At 40.2% G+C, this 20,112-nt stretch carries 16 protein-coding genes and 1 pseudogene; 11 read left to right on the plus strand and 6 right to left on the minus strand.

The window, feature by feature from the left end; all coding sequences use genetic code 11:
- Positions 1-70 precede the first annotated feature (70 nt).
- The 7 genes from recO to FK178_RS12890 all read left to right on the plus strand — a co-directional run bounded on the left by recO (position 71) and on the right by FK178_RS12890 (position 8,511).
- Positions 71-790: a DNA repair protein RecO gene (gene recO, locus FK178_RS12865; protein ID WP_146835923.1), complete on the plus strand. Its 720-nt coding sequence runs from the start codon at positions 71-73 to the stop codon at positions 788-790.
- Positions 790-1,263 (plus strand): peptidase associated/transthyretin-like domain-containing protein, encoded by a 474-nt coding sequence (locus tag FK178_RS15870; protein ID WP_317130358.1) that lies wholly within the window; start codon positions 790-792, stop codon positions 1,261-1,263. The genes recO and FK178_RS15870 overlap by 1 nt, the downstream gene beginning before the upstream one ends.
- The gene (locus FK178_RS15875; RefSeq protein WP_317130359.1) at positions 1,260-2,807 is read left to right on the plus strand and encodes a TonB-dependent receptor plug domain-containing protein; all 1,548 of its coding nucleotides are present in this window, start codon (positions 1,260-1,262) and stop codon (positions 2,805-2,807) included. Before FK178_RS15870 ends, FK178_RS15875 begins: the two co-directional genes overlap by 4 nt.
- Before the next feature lie 542 nt (positions 2,808-3,349).
- Positions 3,350-6,751: an isoleucine--tRNA ligase gene (ileS, locus tag FK178_RS12875; RefSeq protein ID WP_146835926.1), complete on the plus strand. Its 3,402-nt coding sequence runs from the start codon at positions 3,350-3,352 to the stop codon at positions 6,749-6,751.
- A gap of 5 nt (positions 6,752-6,756) precedes the next feature.
- Positions 6,757-7,140 (plus strand): TraR/DksA family transcriptional regulator, encoded by a 384-nt coding sequence (locus FK178_RS12880; RefSeq protein ID WP_146835929.1) that lies wholly within the window; start codon positions 6,757-6,759, stop codon positions 7,138-7,140.
- Between the two features lie 77 nt (positions 7,141-7,217).
- On the plus strand, positions 7,218-7,835 hold the full coding sequence (locus tag FK178_RS12885; RefSeq protein WP_146835932.1) for a DUF4097 family beta strand repeat-containing protein: 618 nt from the start codon (positions 7,218-7,220) through the stop codon (positions 7,833-7,835).
- Positions 7,836-7,875: 40 nt separating this feature from the next.
- Positions 7,876-8,511 (plus strand): lipoprotein signal peptidase, encoded by a 636-nt coding sequence (locus FK178_RS12890; RefSeq protein ID WP_146835935.1) that lies wholly within the window; start codon positions 7,876-7,878, stop codon positions 8,509-8,511.
- Here FK178_RS12890 and FK178_RS12895 read toward each other — a convergent pair.
- From FK178_RS12895 to FK178_RS12920, 6 genes and pseudogenes are all read right to left on the minus strand, one after another.
- On the minus strand, positions 8,508-8,921 hold the full coding sequence (locus FK178_RS12895) for a response regulator (RefSeq protein WP_146835938.1): 414 nt from the start codon (positions 8,919-8,921) through the stop codon (positions 8,508-8,510). The two genes, FK178_RS12890 and FK178_RS12895, sit on opposite strands and share 4 nt — an antisense overlap.
- A 4-nt stretch (positions 8,922-8,925) precedes the next feature.
- Positions 8,926-10,374 carry a sensor histidine kinase gene (locus FK178_RS12900; protein ID WP_146835941.1) on the minus strand — a complete coding sequence of 483 codons (1,449 nt, stop codon included), beginning with the start codon at positions 10,372-10,374 and terminating at the stop codon, positions 8,926-8,928.
- A 59-nt stretch (positions 10,375-10,433) separates the two neighbouring features.
- On the minus strand, positions 10,434-11,003 hold the full coding sequence (locus FK178_RS12905) for a 5-formyltetrahydrofolate cyclo-ligase (protein WP_146835944.1): 570 nt from the start codon (positions 11,001-11,003) through the stop codon (positions 10,434-10,436).
- Positions 10,993-11,992, minus strand: a pseudogene (locus tag FK178_RS12910) (succinylglutamate desuccinylase/aspartoacylase family protein). The gene FK178_RS12905 and the pseudogene FK178_RS12910 overlap by 11 nt, the downstream one beginning before the upstream one ends.
- A gap of 3 nt (positions 11,993-11,995) precedes the next feature.
- On the minus strand, positions 11,996-12,868 hold the full coding sequence (gene rimK, locus FK178_RS12915; protein WP_146835947.1) for a 30S ribosomal protein S6--L-glutamate ligase: 873 nt from the start codon (positions 12,866-12,868) through the stop codon (positions 11,996-11,998).
- Positions 12,840-13,289: an ATP-dependent zinc protease family protein gene (locus FK178_RS12920; RefSeq protein ID WP_146835950.1), complete on the minus strand. Its 450-nt coding sequence runs from the start codon at positions 13,287-13,289 to the stop codon at positions 12,840-12,842. The genes rimK and FK178_RS12920 overlap by 29 nt, the downstream gene beginning before the upstream one ends.
- Positions 13,290-13,463: 174 nt before the next feature.
- Between FK178_RS12920 and uvrC the strand changes: the two genes are divergently transcribed.
- From uvrC to hppD, 4 genes are all read left to right on the plus strand, one after another.
- Positions 13,464-15,257, plus strand: a complete 1,794-nt coding sequence (uvrC, locus tag FK178_RS12925) for an excinuclease ABC subunit UvrC (protein WP_146835953.1) — start codon at positions 13,464-13,466, stop codon at positions 15,255-15,257.
- A complete protein-coding gene (locus tag FK178_RS12930; protein WP_146835956.1) occupies positions 15,258-17,483 on the plus strand; it encodes a patatin-like phospholipase family protein in 2,226 nt (741 codons plus the stop codon).
- Between the two features lie 154 nt (positions 17,484-17,637).
- A complete protein-coding gene (locus FK178_RS12935; RefSeq protein ID WP_146835959.1) occupies positions 17,638-18,801 on the plus strand; it encodes a homogentisate 1,2-dioxygenase in 1,164 nt (387 codons plus the stop codon).
- 85 nt (positions 18,802-18,886) lie between these two features.
- On the plus strand, positions 18,887-20,026 hold the full coding sequence (hppD, locus tag FK178_RS12940) for a 4-hydroxyphenylpyruvate dioxygenase (protein WP_146835962.1): 1,140 nt from the start codon (positions 18,887-18,889) through the stop codon (positions 20,024-20,026).
- Positions 20,027-20,112: the final 86 nt, after the last annotated feature.

Below are 20,112 nucleotides of genomic sequence, written 5' to 3' on the forward strand. Positions count from 1 at the left end.
TATTGGAATGCACAATTAATGCCGCCTTCAGGGCGGCATTTTTTATTTATCTTGGTTCAAAATTTCTCCCATGTTGGTAAATACCAATGCTATTGTAATAAGTGCTCTTAAATATGCCGAGGCAGACCTCATTGTTAAATGCTATACACAAAAAAGCGGTTTAAAGACTTATTTGCTTCGGGGGATCATGAAATCCAGAAAAGGGAAATTTAAAGCTTCCATGTTCCAGCCTTTAACCCAACTGGAAATAGTTGGCAGGCATAAAGACAAAGGCTCTATGGAATACCTTCAGGATGCCAGAATTCTTCATCATTATTCGAGTTTACATACCAACGTGGTAAAATCTACGCTTGTTCTTTTCCTTTCCGAAATTCTTAGAAATTCCATCCAGGAAGAAGAGCAAAATGAAAGTTTATACCATTTTTTGGAAAATACCTTTAACTGGCTGGATTCACATGATACTATTGCCAATTTTCATTTGCTTTTTATGCTCCGGCTAAGCCGTTACCTGGGCTTCTTCCCCGATGAGTTTCAGGGTGACAGCAAGTATTTTAATTTGCTTGAGGGGGTGTTTCAAAATGTGAATACCGGCCTGTACTGTATAGAAGGTCCAAATTTAGAGCTTTTAAAGCGGTTGATGGGTACGAATTTTGATGAGTTAGAAAACATCCAATTGACCAAAACCAAAAGATCAGAATTTCTCAATATGTTACTCAGTTACTACCAACTTCATATAGATTCTTTTAAAAAACCAAGATCTCTCAACGTTTTAAACGAAATTTTCCATTAATGCGGTTATTAATACTTGTCCTGGGGCTTTTTTCCTGTGTAACAGTAATGGGACAAGAGGTGGTGGTCCTGGATAAGGGAACAAAGGAACCTTTATCCTATGTGGCCATATACAACAGGAATAAATCTACAACTACTTTTACTGCAGGACAGGGAAAAGCAGATTTAAGCAAATTTAAGTCGCGGGAGATCATCATATTTAAACATATTTCCCATCTTGAATTTTCGGCTACTAAAGCAGAGATACTTGCTTCCGGCGGGAAAGTATTTCTCACGCTGGATGAAAGCCGGCTGGAGGAGGTAGTTCTTTCTGTTTCCAGATTTAAGCAGAAAAGTAAGGAAGTTCCCCAGAAGACCATAAGTATAAAACCCGAAGATATTGCATTTCACAATCCGCAAACTTCAGCAGATCTTTTACAAAGCACCGGGAAAATATTTGTTCAGAAGAGTCAATTGGGGGCGGTAGTCCTATGATAAGGGGGTTTTCCACCAACAGATTATTACTCACGGTAGACGGGGTTCGTATGAACAATGCCATTTTTAGAAGTGGGAATATTCAGAATATTATATCAATAGACCCACTGGCGGTGAACCATACAGAGGTGCTTCTGGGGCCGGGATCTGTTATTTACGGAAGTGATGCCATAGGGGGCGTAATGAATTTCTTTACCCTGAAACCCCGTTTCTCCTTTAAGGAAGAAAGGATTAACGGAAATGTTTTAACCCGCTATTCCACGGCTAATGAGGAAAAAACAACCCATGGAGATATTAATTTTGGTTTTGAAAAATGGGCGTTTTTGACCAGTGTTACATATTCAGATTTTGGGAACCTGAAAATGGGGAGTCACGGGCCTGAAGATTACTTGCGGGGGGAATATGTGGAGATAAGGAATGGTGAAGACCAGCTTGTACAAAACAAAGACCCGAGGGTACAGGTGCCCACCGGATACAATCAGATCAATTTACTTCAAAAAATAGCCTGGCAGCCCAACGATATATGGGATATCACACTGGGGGCTTATTATTCCACCACTTCAGATTTCTCCCGCTATGACCGTTTATATCAAAAACGCAATGGACAGTTTCGTTCAGCCCAGTGGTATTACGGACCTCAAACATGGTTCCTTGGCAATCTTCAGCTAAGCAAAAAGGGTAATGGGAAACTGTATGACAAAGCTAAATTTACCGGCGCTTACCAATATTTTGGTGAAAGCCGGCATGATCGCAATTTTAAAAAAGAAATCCTTTATTCCACCAGTGAAAAAGTTGATGCGTACTCGGCAAACCTTGATTTTGAAAAAGGTTTCATCAAGGATAAGCTTTTCTACGGCGTGGAATATGTAATAAATTATATAAGTTCACGGGGCGGAGGAGAAAATATCTTTAACGGGACAGCGGCCAGCCATCCTGCCAGATATCCCGATGGTTCCTCATGGCAATCCCTGGCCGCCTATACCGGTTACCAGATGGAACTGCATAACAATTTTCATATGCAATTTGGAGCCCGATATAACGCGATAATTCTGAGGGCTAATTTTAAAGATTCTTTTTACGAGTTGCCTTATTCCAATGCCAATCTTAACACCGGTGCTCTCACGGGAAGTGTAGGGATTAATTGGCAGGCCAGGAAAAACCTGACCTGGAAAGCAAATGTTGCAACTGCCTTCAGGGCCCCCAATATTGACGATGTAGGTAAGATCTTTGATTCAGAACCTGGATCTGTGGTGGTGCCTAATCCACAATTAAAGCCGGAATATGCATACAATGCTGAAATGGGCGTAAACTGGAAAGTTACAGAACATATTATTTTTGACCTCTCCTCATTCTATACAATCCTCGATAATGCAATGGTGCGCCGGGATTTTAATCTTAATGGCGAACGTACTTTGGTTTATCAGGGGGAGATCAATAATATTCAGGCAATACAGAATGCGGCCGGGGCCTGGGTATACGGTTTTGAGGGGGGCTGGAAGTTAAGTTTTCCCCTTCTTTACAATGGATCTCCCAACTCACAATAACTAAAGGAAAAGAGGAGCTGGATAATGGAGATACTGCCCCCCTGCGACATGCGGCTCCCATATTTGCAAATTCGCACCTGGTTTTTAATATCAATAAAATAAAACTGGACCTTTTTGGAATTTATAACGGACAGTTCGATTTTGAGGATCTCGCTCCTTCTGAACAGGGAAAAGCTTATCTCTATGCGGCAGATGCGAATGGCAATCCATACTCCCCATCCTGGTACACTCTCAATTTCACTGCCCATTATGAGATCACCAAAGATTTAAGCACAACAGCTTCACTTGAAAATATCACAGATCAACGCTACCGCACTTATTCATCTGGGATTGCGGCTGCCGGGAGGAATTTTATTCTGGCATTGAGATATAGGTTTTAGGAGATTCAGAAGTTTTAATATTTCCCGCCGTATATGCCAATCACACATTAAAATACTTAGGTTCAAAGCGTCCGGTGATTTTCACTTACTTTTTATGCGGTTTCTGGTCATTTTATTCTTAATAAATGATTATTTTCGCAGCTCATTAGAAATAAGCATAAAATGAACACAAAGTTCGCTGAATATAAAGGACTTGACCTTCCAAAAGTAGCTGAAGAAATTCTGAGCTATTGGAAGGAGAATGATATTTTTGAAAAAAGCGTAACTACACGTGAAGGAAAAGAGCCATTTGTATTTTTTGAAGGCCCTCCTTCTGCTAATGGATTACCGGGAATTCACCACGTGATGGCCCGGGCCATTAAAGATATTTTTTGCCGTTATAAAACCCAGAAAGGTTATCAGGTCAAAAGAAAGGCGGGATGGGATACCCATGGCCTGCCTATTGAACTGGGTGTTGAAAAAGAACTGGGGATTACCAAAGAAGACATTGGAACCAAAATAAGCGTAGAAAAATACAACGAGGCTTGTAAGAATGCCGTGATGCGCTATACCGATGTTTGGAATGATCTTACTGAAAAGATGGGTTATTGGGTAGATATGGGAGATCCATATGTAACCTATAAATCCAAATATATGGAAACAGTGTGGTGGCTGCTTTCAGAAATCTATAAAAAAGACCTTATTTATAAAGGTTACACCATCCAGCCGTATTCTCCAAAAGCCGGAACAGGTTTAAGTTCTCACGAGCTTAACCAACCCGGAACCTATCAGGATGTTACAGACACTACGGTAACAGCAATGTTTAAAACCAAAAGAGATACTCTACCGGAATTTTTACTGGATATAGCTCCTGAAATATATATTATTGCCTGGACCACCACTCCCTGGACTCTTCCGGCCAATACTGCATTAACTGTTGGGCCTAAAATTGACTATGTAACCGTGCAAACCTATAATCAATATACGTTCCTGCCCGTAACCATAATTGTTGCAAAAGACCTTGCGGAAAAGCAATTTGATAAGAAATTTAAAAAAGTTGAAAATCCCGAAGGTTTAAAAGCCTACAAACAGGGGGATAAGATCCCGTATTACATTGGAAAAAGTTTCAAGGGGAAAGATCTGGTTGAAATTAGATACGACCAATTACTTCCTTATGTTCAGCCATTTGAGCATCCTGAAAATGCTTTCAGGGTAATTGCCGGCGACTTTGTTACTACAGAGGATGGAACAGGAATAGTGCATACCTCCCCAACTTTTGGAGCAGATGATGCCCTGGTTGCAAAACAGGCCAGCCCGGAAGTGCCGCCCTTGCTGGTGAAAGATGAGAATGATAACCTGGTACCTATTGTAGATCTTCAGGGTAAATTTATTAAGGAGATAGGAGAATTTGGCGGGAAGTATGTTAAGAACGAATATTATAATGAAGGAGAAGCGCCGGAACGATCTGTAGACGTTGAGATCGCAATAAAATTAAAAGAAGAGAACAGGGCTTTTAAAGTTGAAAAATATGTTCACAGCTATCCCAATTGCTGGAGAACAGATAAGCCAATATTATATTATCCATTGGATTCCTGGTTCATAAAAGTAACCGCTTTCAAGGATAGAATGTTTGAATTGAACAAAGAGATCAACTGGAAGCCACAATCTACCGGGGAAGGCCGTTTTGGAAACTGGCTTGCAAATGCCAATGACTGGAACCTTTCCAGGAGCAGGTACTGGGGTATTCCATTACCCATCTGGCGTACTGAAGATGGTAAAGAAGAGATCATTATTGGTTCAATTGAAGAATTAAAAACGGAGATTGGAAAGTCCGTTGAAGCCGGATTCATGAAAAACGATGTTTTTGAAGGTTTCGAAGTTGGTAATATGACAGAGGAGAATTATGATAAGGTAGATCTTCACAAAAATGTTGTAGACGGGATCGTGCTGGTTTCAGCCTCAGGAAAACCTATGAACCGTGAGGCAGATCTTATTGATGTATGGTTTGATTCTGGTTCTATGCCCTATGCTCAATGGCATTATCCTTTTGAAAATAAGGAAATGGTGGAAGCGGGTGAACGTAAGGCCGATTTCATTGCTGAAGGTGTTGACCAGACCAGAGGATGGTTCTATACCCTGCATGCCATTGCCACTATGATCTTTGATGATGTGGCATATAAGAATGTAGTATCAAACGGGCTTGTGCTGGATAAGAACGGGCAAAAAATGTCCAAACGCCTGGGCAACGCCGCAGATCCTTTTACTACCCTTTCAACCTATGGGGCAGATGCTACCAGGTGGTATATGATCTCCAATGCCAACCCCTGGGACAACTTAAAATTTGATTTGGAAGGCATAGGAGAAGTGAGCAGGAAGTTTTTCGGGACTTTATACAATACCTATTCCTTCTTCACTTTGTATGCAAATCTGGATAAATTTAAATATTCTGAAGATGATATTCCTATGGAGCAGCGTCCTGAAATTGACCGCTGGATCCTTTCGGAATTAAATACGCTTATCAAGAAAGTTGATAAATTTTATGCTGAATATGAACCTACCAGAGCCACTCGCGCCATTTCTGAATTTGTTCAGGAAAATCTGAGCAACTGGTATGTGCGGTTAAGCCGAAGAAGATTCTGGAAAGGCGATTATGAGCAGGATAAAATTTCAGCGTATCAAACTCTTTACACCTGTTTAGTAGCAGTTGCAAAAATGAGTGCGCCGGTAGCGCCGTTCTTTATGGAAAAGCTGTACCGGGACCTGAACGCGGTTACGGGGAAAGAGGCTTATGAATCTGTTCACCTCGCAAATTTCCCAGAGTATAACAAAGAACTGGTAGATAAAGATCTGGAGCATAAAATGGAAAAGGCACAAACCATTTCATCCCTGGTTTTGTCACTTAGAAAAAAGGAAATGATAAAAGTGCGCCAGCCATTGCAGCGCATTATGATACCTGTATTTGATGAGCGCCAAAAAGCCGAAATTACAGCGGTAGAAGACCTTATAAAATCTGAGGTGAATGTGAAGGAGATCCAGCTTATAGATGACGCTTCCGGCCTATTGGTAAAACAGGCAAAACCAAATTTCAAAGTACTTGGGCCTCGATACGGGAAGGATATGAAAGCCGTAGTTGAAATTATCAATAATTTCCAGGCTCAGGATATAGCTTTGCTTGAGCAGGATGGAAAATATGAGGTTGAGATTAATGGAAAAATGACTAAATTGGTTCCTGAAGATGTAGTAATTACCTCACAGGATATAGAGGGCTGGTTAGTTGCCAGCAGCGGTAAAATTACCGTAGCCCTGGACGTCCATATTTCCGAAGAATTAAAAATGGAAGGTATTGCCCGGGAATTGGTTAACCGGATCCAGAATTTGAGAAAAGATTCAGGATTGGAAGTAACCGATACCATAAATGTGACCCTACTGAAAGATGGCATTGTCGAGGATGCTGTCTCAAAAAATATAAATTATATTAAGAACGAAACACTCACTGCAAGCCTCGAATTTGCAGACGTGGTTACAGATGGCACGCTAATTGAGTTCGACGATGTGACCACCAAATTGTGTATCAAAAAACATTAAGACCCATGTCAACAGAAATTAAAGAACGCTTTAACGATGCTGAGTTAGCCGAATTTAAGGAGCTAATCCAGTCAAAGATCGCCAAGGCACAGGAGCAACTGGCACTTTATAAGAGTGCTTACGTGAACGATGGTAACAACGGGACAGATGATACTTCCCCAACATTTAAGGCATTTGAAGAGGGTAGTGAAACCCTTAGCAAAGAAGCGAATTCTCAGCTGGCCATTAGACAGGAAAAATTTATCAGGGATCTTAAAAACGCCCTTGTTCGTATTGAAAACAAAACCTACGGCATTTGCAGGGTAACCGGGAAACTTATTAATAAGGACCGTCTAAAACTGGTTCCCCACGCAACTTTAAGTATAGAAGCAAAAAATCTACAGCGTTAAGCGTTAGGTTTTTAAAATAAAACTAAGCGTTCCTTACAGGTTTACCTTTGGGAACGCTTTATTTTTTTATGAAACTCATGAAACATTTCCTTATCCTATTCTTTAGTTTTTGTTTTCTTGGCAGTTTTGCCCAGAAAGACACTGCTGTTGAGGTTGATGCAAAGGGAATTAAAAAAATATATATCCTTGCTGAAGAAGTATTCAGGATAAATTTAAAAACTTCAGAAACAAATAAAATTACCCTTACCTCCCATTCTGAGGGCGAATATTATAACGATATCTCGCTGGATATGAAAGTAGAGCAGGAACAAATTACCCTTACTTCAAATTTCCCTGCCCAATTGCAGAATGGGTATGACAAATTAAGCGCTCACAAGGTTTTCTCCCTTGAAATAATGCTGGAGATACCGGAAGGTCTGGAAGTGTATGTGCGCTCTAGCCAGGCTTCCCTGAGGGGGAGGGGAAATTTTAATTACCTGGAGGCAGAATTAAAATCAGGATATTGCCAACTTACCAACTTTACCGGAAATGCGCTTATTAATACTTACAGCGGCAATATTGAAATGGAGACCTCTAATGCAGTTTTTACGGCTCTTTCGCGAAACGGAAAAGTGTTACAAAGTGGATTTTCCAGGGGGGATCATAAAATTGAACTGCGCTCCATTACCGGCGATATTAGCGTGTGGGAAAACTAAATAATATTAGTATTTTTGAGCCCTTTAACAACCGAATTTCATGTCTATAAAAAAAGCAAGCCTTATAATAATTTTGATCCTTTTGATAGATCAGATCTCGAAATTTTACATAAAGACCAATTTTGTTCTTGGTGAAGAGATAAAAGTATTTAACTGGTTCAGCATTTTGTTTGTAGAAAATGAAGGAATGGCCTGGGGTGCTAAAATTCCCGGGGAGTATGGAAAACTATTGCTCACCCTTTTTCGTCTTGGAGCTATAGTGGGTATTGCATATTGGCTATGGGATTCTGTAAGGAACAATGGAGCAAGAGTTCTCATAATAGCGATCTCTTTTATCTTTGCAGGAGCTTTCGGCAATATTATAGATTCGGTATTTTATGGAATGATCTTTACAGATAGTTACGGGAGGGTAGCCGAGTTCATGCCCGAGGCCGGAGGTTATGCCGGTATATTTCACGGGAAAGTAGTAGATATGCTTTATTTCCCATTATATGACGGGCCGCTGCCATCCTGGATCCCTTTTTGGGGTGGTGATAATTTCACCTTCTTTGAACCGGTATTTAATGTGGCAGATACCGCAATAAGCACAGGTGTAGGTCTCCTGTTATTTTTCAATAAGAAAGCATTCCCAGATAAAAAGGAAGAGGAAATAAAAGAAAGGGCCGCAGGAAATTAAGCGACGTTTTTTTCAAAGATCTGCTCAAACTTCTTCAATTCTATAGGCTTGATCAAATAATCTGTTACCAGGTTAAATGATTTCGCCCTTTCCAGATCTCTTGGATCAATTGAGGAAGAAACCACATATAGTGTGATCTTCTTGTCAAAGTTGTTTTTGATCTTTATAAACTCCCCAAGGAATTCCCAGCCATCCATTACAGGCATGTTGAGATCCAGGAAGATAATATCCGGAAGTTTTTCCTCGGTCATATTGGTTAGAATCACTTTGAAATATTCCAGTGCTTCCAGCCCATTTTTGAAGATTAAAAGATTTTCAGAAAGGTGTTTGATCTCAATGATCTTCTTCACCAGGTTAACGTATATCTTATCATCATCGATGATACACGCCAATTCTATTTTTTGCCCCATTTTACTAAAATTTAATTTTAAAGGTAGTACCAATATTTACGGTACTGGTAACTGAAATTGACCCTCCCATCGTTTCCACCTGATTTCTGGTGATAAACAAGCCAATTCCCTTTGCGTCAGGATTTCTGTGAAAGGTTTTATACATCCCGAACATTTTGTCCCCGTACTGGTCCAGGTCTATCCCACTCCCGTTATCACTCACTTCCAGATAGGGGTGGTCATTAACGAGATAGGATTGTATAAAAATAACAGGTTTCCTACCCTGATGTTTATACCTGATCGCATTTGTAATTAAATTTAGTAAAATACTTTCAAGATATTCAGGAATATAATTAATTTCTTCTAATTCTTTAAAATCTGAGATGATATTTGCGCTTTCACGGTTCACCAGGGAAGAGACAGAAGCAATTACCACGTCCAGTGCAGCGCTGAATTTCACCTTGCGGCGCTCTTTGGTAAGCAGGTTTTGATGCGTCACCATACTGTTCAAATGCATGATGGCCCCGTCAAGGTTATCTGATATGCTTATAATATTATCAAGCAGGTCCAGCTTATCCTGCGCGTTCTTAGACTCGGTTAATAGCTGTACTACCAGGCTTAAATTACTGCTATGGGATCTCAAATTGTGTGAAACCACATGCGCAAAATTAAATAGACGGGAATTTTGCGCAGCAATGATATCGAGGGAATTTTGAAGATTTATTTCGTTGTTCTTATTATCATCAATATCCTGAAATACGCCCCTTATGCCTGTAATTTCCTGGTCATCATTATATACCGGTTTTCCGGTGGCTCTAACCCAAAATTCCCTTCCGTAAAGGGTGACCATTTTTAATTCGATCTTAAAAGGGATGCCGTATTTTTCGCACTTTTCAAACATGGAGAGCGCTATTCCCTGATGCTCTTTTGCATAGAAACGTAGCCGTTCATCATAATTCAGGTGAAAATCCCTGGGGCAATCCAGGATCTTTTTGGTAACATCATCCCAGTAAATGGCGGGGGCCAGAGTATCGATATACCAGCCTCCGGTTGAGGTCATTTCGGCTGTTTCCCGATAGTAAAAGAAATTTTCCTCAATAGTGTACTGGTCTCTTTTGCTTTGGTGAATATTTACAAATAATAAAACTGCTGTCTCCTTATTGTTGTTCTCGCGACTTTTCAAATTGCGGCATTCAAACCAGCGGTATTTGTCGTTAATCTTAAGCTTAACTTCCTTATTGAAACTTAAGGAGGCCGAAGTAAGATTCTCAAAACCAACCCTAAAGTCATAACGGTAATCCCTGTGAAGTACTTGGTTTATAAAATGTTCGAAGAGGGAAACATCTGTAGATGGGGTTCCTACAAGAGCCTCAAAATGTTCAGACCAGGTAATTTCTTTTGTAAGAAGATCGATTTTCCAGTAGGCAATATCAAAATCTTCTAATATACTGTTTAACTGAAGGTCGTTGAGCATCAATTATCTCTATAAGAAGCTTAAATGTAGGCTAATGTTAAAAATAATACAAATATAGCTTAGTCTTTTTTGAAATTATAAATACGTGTGGGAGTGATGCAATAATCCAATGGCACATCGCTTTCCAGGATTCCCGGGATCTTTTCTTCGGCTTCAAAAAGGGAAAGCCCCACTTTGATTACTTCTTTTTTACAACCCGAGAGGAAAATATCATAAAATCCCTTTCCGTAACCTACCCGGTGGCCCGTTTCGTCAAAGGCTAATAACGGCACGAACACCACATCAATTTGTGATGCGGGAACTTCCAGGCCGCCTTCGGGCTCAGGGATTCCCCATTTATTCGTTTTTATGGTGGTATTATCTGTAAGTAAATAATGCTTCATTTCACGGGTTGCAAAATAACTTCTCGACAACAGGATATTCTTATCTTTTCCCTGCAAAATATGCAAAACAGGGGTTGTGTCAATTTCCTTTTTTGCCGAAATGCTCAGAAAAATGTGATAAAAACTGTGGCCCCAAATATCCATTTTAAGTGAATTATTGGCTATTTCCATACTCCTTTCTTCAATTGTTTCGGAAGAAAGGCTTTCCCGCAGGGATATGTATTTTTCTCTTAAATTACTCTTCATCAGTATCTGAGTCGGAAATTTTAGGTGGTGCAGAAATATGCAGAATAGCATCTCCCTGGTATACAATGGGAGATTCATTTACATTAATGATATAACCCGTATGGGGAGCAACAACTTTATGCCTGAACTTGCCGTAAGGATCTGTAATCGTAGCGATATATTCCCCTTTTTCCACGTGCTTTCCGCATATGATCTTCATGTGAAGTAAACCGCTGTATTTAGCTCTCATCCACATGCTGTTCTCTATAATGATACTATTTACAGGGGTTCAGGACAAAGAAACCGTGGCTTCAGCATTCCCAGATGGTGCAGGATTCTCATCGTACCATCCACGCCATGGGTTGCAATATCCCTGTTGCTGTCCATGGATTTCCCACCCTCGAATAACAACACCATTTTCCCCAGTTTATAACAGGTCTCACGGTAGGACTTGCTAATGGTCTTGGAATACATGGTGAAAGGGGCGTTAAAGATCCCGGCAAATTTCATGCTTTTCTCATCTCCTTTTAACACGCGGAGTTGGGCTACGTTGAACCTGCTGCGGCCCCCGTGTGAAAGTCAAGACAAAAATCGGCCACAGGCAGGATTTTTTTCACGAATTGAAATGCAAAACGGCTGGCAAGGGAACCGTTCTTTGTTCCCGGAAATACGCGGTTAAGGTCCCGGCCATCTGGAAATTCCCGGGCAAGGTTTAAAAACCCGAAAACATTCACCACAGGAATGCAAATTACAGTGCCTTTAACCGGTTTATTAATATTTCTGGAAATGATCTGGCGTACAATTTCTACCCCATTGATCTCATCACCATGGATCCCGGCAGTTAGCAGTACAACCGGGCCGGGCTTTTTGGAACGTTCAATTATTACCGGTACCTCTACCGAAGTGGTAGTATATAATTTGGCCATGTTCAGGTTGATCACGGCGCCTTTTCCCGGAGGAATTTTTTTACCTAAGATTTCAAGGACATTGTTCTTGTCTATATGAGCCATAGGCTATACATTTCTTTCTATATAACGTATTATGCTTTTGGCGATATCCTTTCCGGTGGCTGCTTCAATTCCTTCAAGGCCCGGAGAAGAATTAACTTCCAATATCAAAGGACCCCGGGAACTTTGAAGCATATCTACCCCGGCAACGCCAAGTCCCATAGATTTAGCTGCTTTTATAGCAGCATTCTCTTCATCATCTGTAAGTTCAATTACAGAGGCTGTGCCACCGCGGTGCAGGTTAGATCTAAATTCGCCTTCTTTCCCCTGTCTTTTCATCGCTCCTACCACGTGGCCATCCACTATCAATGCCCGGATATCTGCTCCGCCGGCCTCCTTTATGAATTCCTGGACAATTACCCTGGCCTGAAGCCCATTGAAAGCTTCGATTACAGATTCTGCAGCATTTTTAGTTTCAGCAAGCACCACACCCAGTCCCTGCGTACCTTCAAGTAATTTGATAATAAGCGGGGCCCCGCCAACGTGCTTTATTACCTCCCCTACATCTTTGGAATAATTGGTGAATACGGTTTTCGGTAATCCCAGCCTGGCACGGGACAGTACCTGAAGGCTTCTTAATTTATCCCGGCTACGTACCAGCGCCTGCGATTCTGTAGTAGTAAAAACTCCCATCATTTCAAACTGGCGTACCACTGCAGTACCATAAAAGGTAACTGAAGCACCAATACGTGGTATAACCGCATCTGTATCTGTGATCACCTTTCCCTTGTAAAAAATTGAAGGCTTGCGTTTTTCAATAACAAGGTCGCACTTTAAAGGATCCATAACCTCTACATGATGTCCTCTTTTTTTGGCTGCCTCAATAAGGCGTTGGGTGGAATATAAATGACTATTCCTGGATAGAATTTTTATGTTCATGAGAGTTTGAATTATAAGAAACGTCGGTAAGCTCTGTGTCGACAATAAATTTTTTAGTGAGAAATTTTCTTCCTATTAAAACCGGAAATCTCATCTCCTGCCGGGCAGACAAAGTAAGTGAAATTTTAAAAATCTTCTCAAATAATTTTATGGTAGATTCCACCTGGTATCTCTTTTGGATAATTCCATTACTGCTGCGCACAAAGACTATGTCATAATCTTTGAAAATGAACTCTTTACCATTGTATAACGGGTGTTCTTCGTCCAGAAATTTACAAACGAGCATGTCGTCAATTTCTTCCATATTCTCGCAATGAATGGAAGAGGTGTAAGCACCGGTATCGATCTTTATAGAAATATTTTCCAGGTTCAATAAAGGGAAGTCTGCCTTATCAAACCTGCCTATTACTTTTTTTTCCATAACCGCAAGGTAATAAAATGATTACTCCTTGATTCTTATTGCTTCCTTAAAATATCAATAATTAGGCGTACCGGGGATTTTTTAAACCCCTATGTTTTTATAGTTTCCAAATTTTAACATTTTGGGAGTAGGCGGAATTTATGGCTCACAAGAATATGTAATACCTTTGAGGTAATGGAAACACCTGCTTTAAATGTTCAGTTACAAACCCTTCCCGAAGGTCCCGGCGTATATCAATATTACGATAAAAACGGAAAGATCCTGTATGTAGGCAAGGCCAAAAATTTAAAGAAAAGGGTCTCCTCTTATTTCACCAAACGCCACGATAGTCACAGAATAGGGGTAATGGTGAAAAAAGTACACGATATTAAACATATTGTAGTAGAATCTGAAACTGATGCGCTGCTTCTGGAAAATAACCTTATTAAAAAGCACCAACCCAGATTTAATGTCCTGCTTAAAGATGATAAGACCTATCCCTGGATTTGTATCAAGAATGAACGGTTTCCACGTGTTTTCCCCACGCGGAGACTTATAAAAGACGGGAGTGAATATTATGGCCCGTTTACCACTTTTAAAACCGTAAATACCCTTTTAGACCTTATAAAGGGTCTGTATCCTCTTAGAACCTGTAATTATGATCTGGCAGAAGAAAAGATTCAAAACGGGAAATATAAGGTTTGCCTGGAATTTCATCTCGGAAATTGTAAAGGGCCTTGTGAAGCTTTACAGGATGAAGAAGAATACAACAGGAATATTGCTGCAATAAGGGAAATTGTAAAGGGAAATTTTAAGGATTCCCTGCACCATTTCAGGCAGCAAATGAAGGAACATGCAGAGAACATGGAATTTGAAGAGGCCCAGGTTATAAAGAATAAGATCGAGGTGCTGGAAAATTACCAGTCCAGATCTACTGTGGTCAATCCCCGAATTAATAATGTAGATGTGTTCTCGGTTGTGAGCGATGAAGGTTATGGTTATGTAAATTTCTTACAGATCTCTCACGGGGCGATTATTCGATCTCATACCATTGAGATGAAAAAGAAACTGGAGGAGAGCGACAAGGAATTGCTGGAACTTGGAATAATTGAGATTAGACAGCGTTTTAATTCAAATTCCCGTGAGATCTATGTGCCATTTAAGGTGGAAGTGGGTGAGGATATAAAGATTACCGTACCCCAATTGGGTGATAAAAAGAAAATTATAGACCTGTCTATACGGAATGCGCGCTATTACAGGCAGGAGCAATTCAAGCAAATGAAGATCGTGGATCCAGACAGGCACGTGAACAGGATCATGGCGCAAATGAAAGAGGACCTCCGGCTAAATAAAGAACCCCGGCATATTGAATGTTTTGATAATTCAAATATCCAGGGCACCCATCCTGTGGCGGCTTGTGTTGTTTTTAAAAATGGCAAACCAAGTAAGAAAGATTATCGTAAATTTAATATCAAAACAGTTGAGGGCCCGGATGATTTCGCTTCAATGGAAGAAGTGGTTTACCGGCGTTATAAAAGGCTGTTGATGGAGGAGGAACCTTTGCCGGAACTTATAATAGTAGATGGGGGAAAGGGACAACTTTCTTCGGGAGTCCAAGCCCTTGAAATATTAGGATTAAGAGGAAAGATAGCAATAATTGGTATTGCCAAGAGACTGGAAGAAATTTATTATCCCGGAGATACCATCCCATTATATCTTGATAAAAAATCTGAAACGCTGAAGATAATTCAGCAATTGCGAAATGAAGCTCACAGGTTTGGAATTACCTTTCATAGAAATAAGCGCAGCAAAACAGCGTTGAATACAGAGCTGGAAGCAATTCCGGGAATTGGTGATAAAACGGTGGTACAGCTATTAACCCATTTTAGATCCTTAAAAAGGATAAAAGAAGCTTCCTTAAGTGACCTTGCGCAGGTAGTAGGAGCTTCTAAAGCCGGAATTGTCTATAATAATTTTCATAAACCATAAATGAAAAAACTTCTTTGCTGTCTTTTTCTTCTGGTTCCGGTTCTACTGTTTTCTCAGCAGAGCAGAGAGCCAAAAGTGGGCGTGGTTTTAAGTGGCGGGGGAGCAAAAGGATTGGCTCATATAGGCGCCCTTAAGGTGTTGGAAGAGGCGGGGGTCAAAATAGATTATATTGCGGGGACCAGTATGGGTGCCATTGTTGGAGCCTTATATTCTTCGGGCTATAATGCAGCCCAACTTGATTCTATTTTTCATGATATAAATTTCAATATTCTTATTCAGGATGATATTCCGCGTTCTGCAAAGACATTTTATGAAAAGGAGGAAAATGAAAAATACGCCCTCACGCTTCCTTTCGATAATTTCCAAATTTCCTTCCCTTCAGGACTTTCGCGGGGACAAAATATATATAACCTTGTTTCCCGTCTCACTATGCATTTGGGAGATGTGCGAGATTTCAGTAAAATGCCAATTCCCTTTTTTTGTATCGCCTCAAATATCGAAACGGGAGAACAGGTACTGTTGGACAGCGGGTCACTACCAAAAGCGGTTTCTGCCAGTGGCGCTATTCCCTCCTTTTTTAGTCCGGTAAGAATAGACGGGGAATTGCTCACAGATGGAGGGGTAACAAATAATTATCCTGTACAGGAACTGCGGGACCGGGGGGCAGAGATCATTATAGGTATTGATGTTCAGGATACGCTTATGGACCGGGAAGAATTGAAAAGTGCCCTGAATATTCTTAACCAAATAGGAAACTTCAGGACCATACGGGAGATGAAAGATAAAATAAGCCTCACCGATATTTATATTAAACCCGATATAAGGGAATTTAACATTCTTTCTTTTGACAGGGGGAGTGCTATAATAAAATCCGGAGAAGAAGCGGCAGCCTTAAAAATGGACGAGTTACGCGCCCTGGCTGCAAAGCAAACCGGCAAGACGAAAAGGCCTTCCCAAATGGCAGTGGTTGACACTATTAATATAGGTAGCCTAACAATAGAGGGCAATAACAGTTATCCCAGGTCCTATATAATGGGAAAACTAAGGCTTAAGTATAATTCCAACTACACCTTTCAGGACCTGGGTTACGGTATAAATAACCTTACCGCAACAGGAAATTTTAACCGGATTAATTACAGTCTAATTTCCAATGAGGATGCATATACATTGGCGCTTCAGCTGGAGGAAAGCCAGAACAAAACTTTTTTAAGACTGGCGCTGCATTATGATAATTTATATAAGAGTGGCGCGCTTATCAATCTTACCAGAAAAAGTACATTTTTTACAAATGATGTGGCCTCATTTGACTTTATTCTGGGAGATAATTTCAGGTATAATTTCCAGTATTATATAGATAAAGGCTATTACTGGAGTGTAGGAATAAAATCCCGTTATAATAGCTTTCACAAAGGATTGGATTACGATTTAACCGGCAACGGATTACTTTCAGAAGATATAAGAATAAATAAGATAGAGGTAGATTATGAGGATTTCACAAATCAAATATATATTGAAACCCTATTCAGGCAAATATTCTCTTTTGGAATTGGGGTAGAACATAAATATTTAAAGATCACTTCAGAAACTTTGGGATCTGCAGGTCCCCAGGCATTCATTCCTTCAGTTTTTGAGGATAGTAACTTTTACAGCACCTTTGGTTACTTAAGGCTGGATAGTCTGGATGATAAATTCTTCCCTAAAAGGGGTGTCTATTTTGACGGAGATTTTCATTTGTACCTTTTTTCTTCAGATTATCATAAGGAATTCAACCAATTTTCAATAAGCCGCGGATCTCTGGGGTATGTGGTTACGCCCATTAAAAACATCACTGCAAGAATTTCTTCAGAAACCGGTTTCCGAATAGGGCAGGACGGAATAAACTCCCTTGGGTTCTTTTTGGGAGGATATGGGAATAACCTTATAAATAACCTGATCCCTTTCTATGGCTATGATTTCCTGAGCATAGCAGGAGACAGTTATATCAAAGGCTTGGTGGAACTGGATCTTGAAATCTTTCCAAAAAATCATGTGATTGGAAGTGCCAATTTTGCAAACGTTGAAAACGATCTTTTTTCAACGGGGGAATGGTTTAAGAAACCATCTTATTCCGGTTATGCTTTGGGTTATGGTATAGAAACGTTTATGGGTCCTATTGAGGTAAAATATTCATATTCACCGGAAATAAAAAACAGCCAGTGGTTTTTTAGTCTGGGGTTCTGGTTTTAAAGTATTGCCGGCTTATACCTATGCTAGTTTTAATCCTTCCTTAAGAAAGGTTTTCATAAAATTTATCGATATTTGTAATAATTGAAATTTTGTGCTGATTTAATAAGAATTCAGGATAATATTTTGATTTTCACAATTTAAAAATAAAGATCTTATGCCTTTCTACCATAAACTAGGGGAGATCCCACATAAACGACATACCGTTTTCCGCAAGCCCGATGGTAGTCTGTATTATGAACAATTGTTTGGCACCATTGGATTTGATGGAATGTACACCAATATGTATCATGAGCAACGACCTACACAGGTAAAGGAGATAAAAGGAAGTTACAGTGTAAAACCAAAGATCGCTGCTGAAAATAATATACAATCTTATCGACTTCGCGGTTTCCAGGTAATGCCACAACCAGATTATCTTGAAAGCCGCAAGGTTGTGCTTACCAACAGTGATGTTGATATTGCCCTGGCAGCTCCGCAGGAATCCACCACCAATTATTTTTATAAAAATACCGATGCAGATGAACTCCTGTTCATACATAAAGGGAGCGGAAAGCTGCGCACGCACCTTGGGAACCTGGATTTTAAATACGGAGATTATCTCCTTATCCCACGGGGAACCATCTATAAACTGGATTTTGACGATGAGAACAACAGGTTGTTTATTGTAGAATCGAGAAGACCAATTTACACTCCTAAAAGGTATCGAAACTGGTTTGGGCAATTGCTGGAACATTCCCCTTTTTGTGAGCGGGATCTAAGGCAGCCGTATGAACTGGAAACCAATAACGAAAGTGGTGAATTCCTTATAAAAGTCAAGAAACAGGGAGAGATCTTTGATATGATCTATGCGAGCCACCCCTTTGATGTGGTGGGATATGACGGTTTTAATTACCCATATGCCTTCTCCATTCACGATTTCGAGCCTATAACAGGAAGAATTCACCAACCGCCGCCCGTGCACCAGACCTTTGAGACAGATGCTTTTGTGGTGTGTAGTTTTTGCCCCAGAAAATATGATTATCACCCCGAAAGTATTCCCGCCCCATACAGCCATAGCAATATAGACAGTGATGAGGTATTGTATTACGTAGATGGCGATTTTATGAGCCGAAATGATATTGAGGCCGGGCATATATCCCTGCATCCTGCGGGTATTCCCCACGGGCCACATCCCGGGGCCGTAGAACGCAGTATTGGGCAGGTTGAAACCCACGAGCTTGCGGTTATGGTAGATACATTTAAACCTTTAAAGGTGACTGAAGAAGCCATGAAAATAGCAGATGATACTTATTATAAATCCTGGCTGGACCACGATTAAATTCAAATAATTATAATTGGGGGTTCCAATAATTATACGCTTAGTAAAAAGGAAGACTCAATTAAATAACCATAAAATATAGACAATGAGCACAGATAGCACATCATTAAATTTAGAAAAAAAGATTAAGGAAGCCGAGGATTTCCTGCCATTGCTGGGAACAGATTTTGTTGAACTCTATGTTGGGAATGCCAAGCAGGCAGCTTATTATTATCAACAGGCATGGGGCTTCCAACCCGTTGCTTATGCGGGACTGGAAACAGGAAGAAAAGATAGAGTATCCTACGTATTGCAACAAGACAAAATTCGCATAGTGCTTACCTCACCCCTGCAACCGGGAGGAGACATTAATGCACATATTAATAAACATGGAGATGGTGTTAAAGTTGTGGCCTTGTGGGTGGATGATGCCCGTAAAAGTTATGAAGAAACTACCCAACGCGGGGCAGAATCCTATGTTGAGCCATATACTATTGAGGACACCAATGGTACCGTGGTAATCTCGGGGATTCATACCTATGGCGAAACGGTACACCTGTTTATAGAACGAAAAAATTATTCAGGACCATTTTTACCGGGATACAGGGAATATGCACCAAAATTTAAAGCAGCGCCAACCGGATTAAAATATATTGACCACATGGTGGGTAATGTGGGTTGGAATGAAATGAACAAGTGGTGTGAGTTTTATGCCAAAGTAATGGGGTTTGCTCAATTGGTTTCTTTTGATGATAAAGATATCTCAACAGATTATACTGCTTTAATGAGCAAGGTAATGAGCAACGGGAATGGCCGTATCAAATTTCCTATAAATGAACCGGCTGAAGGTAAGCGCAAGTCACAAATAGAAGAATATATAGACTTTTACAATGGTGCCGGAGTACAACATATAGCCCTGGCTACAGATAATATTATTGAAACCGTAACCAATTTAAGAGACCGTGGTGTGGAATTTTTATTCGTTCCGGAAGCTTATTACGATACAGTCCTTGACAGAGTAGGGGAAATAGATGAAGATCTTGCGCCATTAAAGGAGTTGGGAGTACTTATAGACAGGGATGACGAAGGTTATTTATTGCAAATATTCACCAAACCTGTACTGGACCGTCCAACTATGTTTTTTGAGATCATTCAGCGTAAAGGAGCTCAATCTTTTGGAAAAGGGAACTTTAAAGCCCTTTTTGAGGCTATTGAAAGAGAACAGGAAGCAAGAGGAACTTTATAAAATATCAGAAAATTCTGTTTATTTTATAATATAAATGTTATAAAAATACCGGCTAAATAAATTTTGAGTTAAACTTTATTTTGGGG

Origin of the sequence: Antarcticibacterium arcticum (genome assembly GCF_007993795.1) — a bacterium.
GTDB classification, from domain to species: Bacteria; Bacteroidota; Bacteroidia; order Flavobacteriales; family Flavobacteriaceae; genus Gillisia; species Gillisia arctica.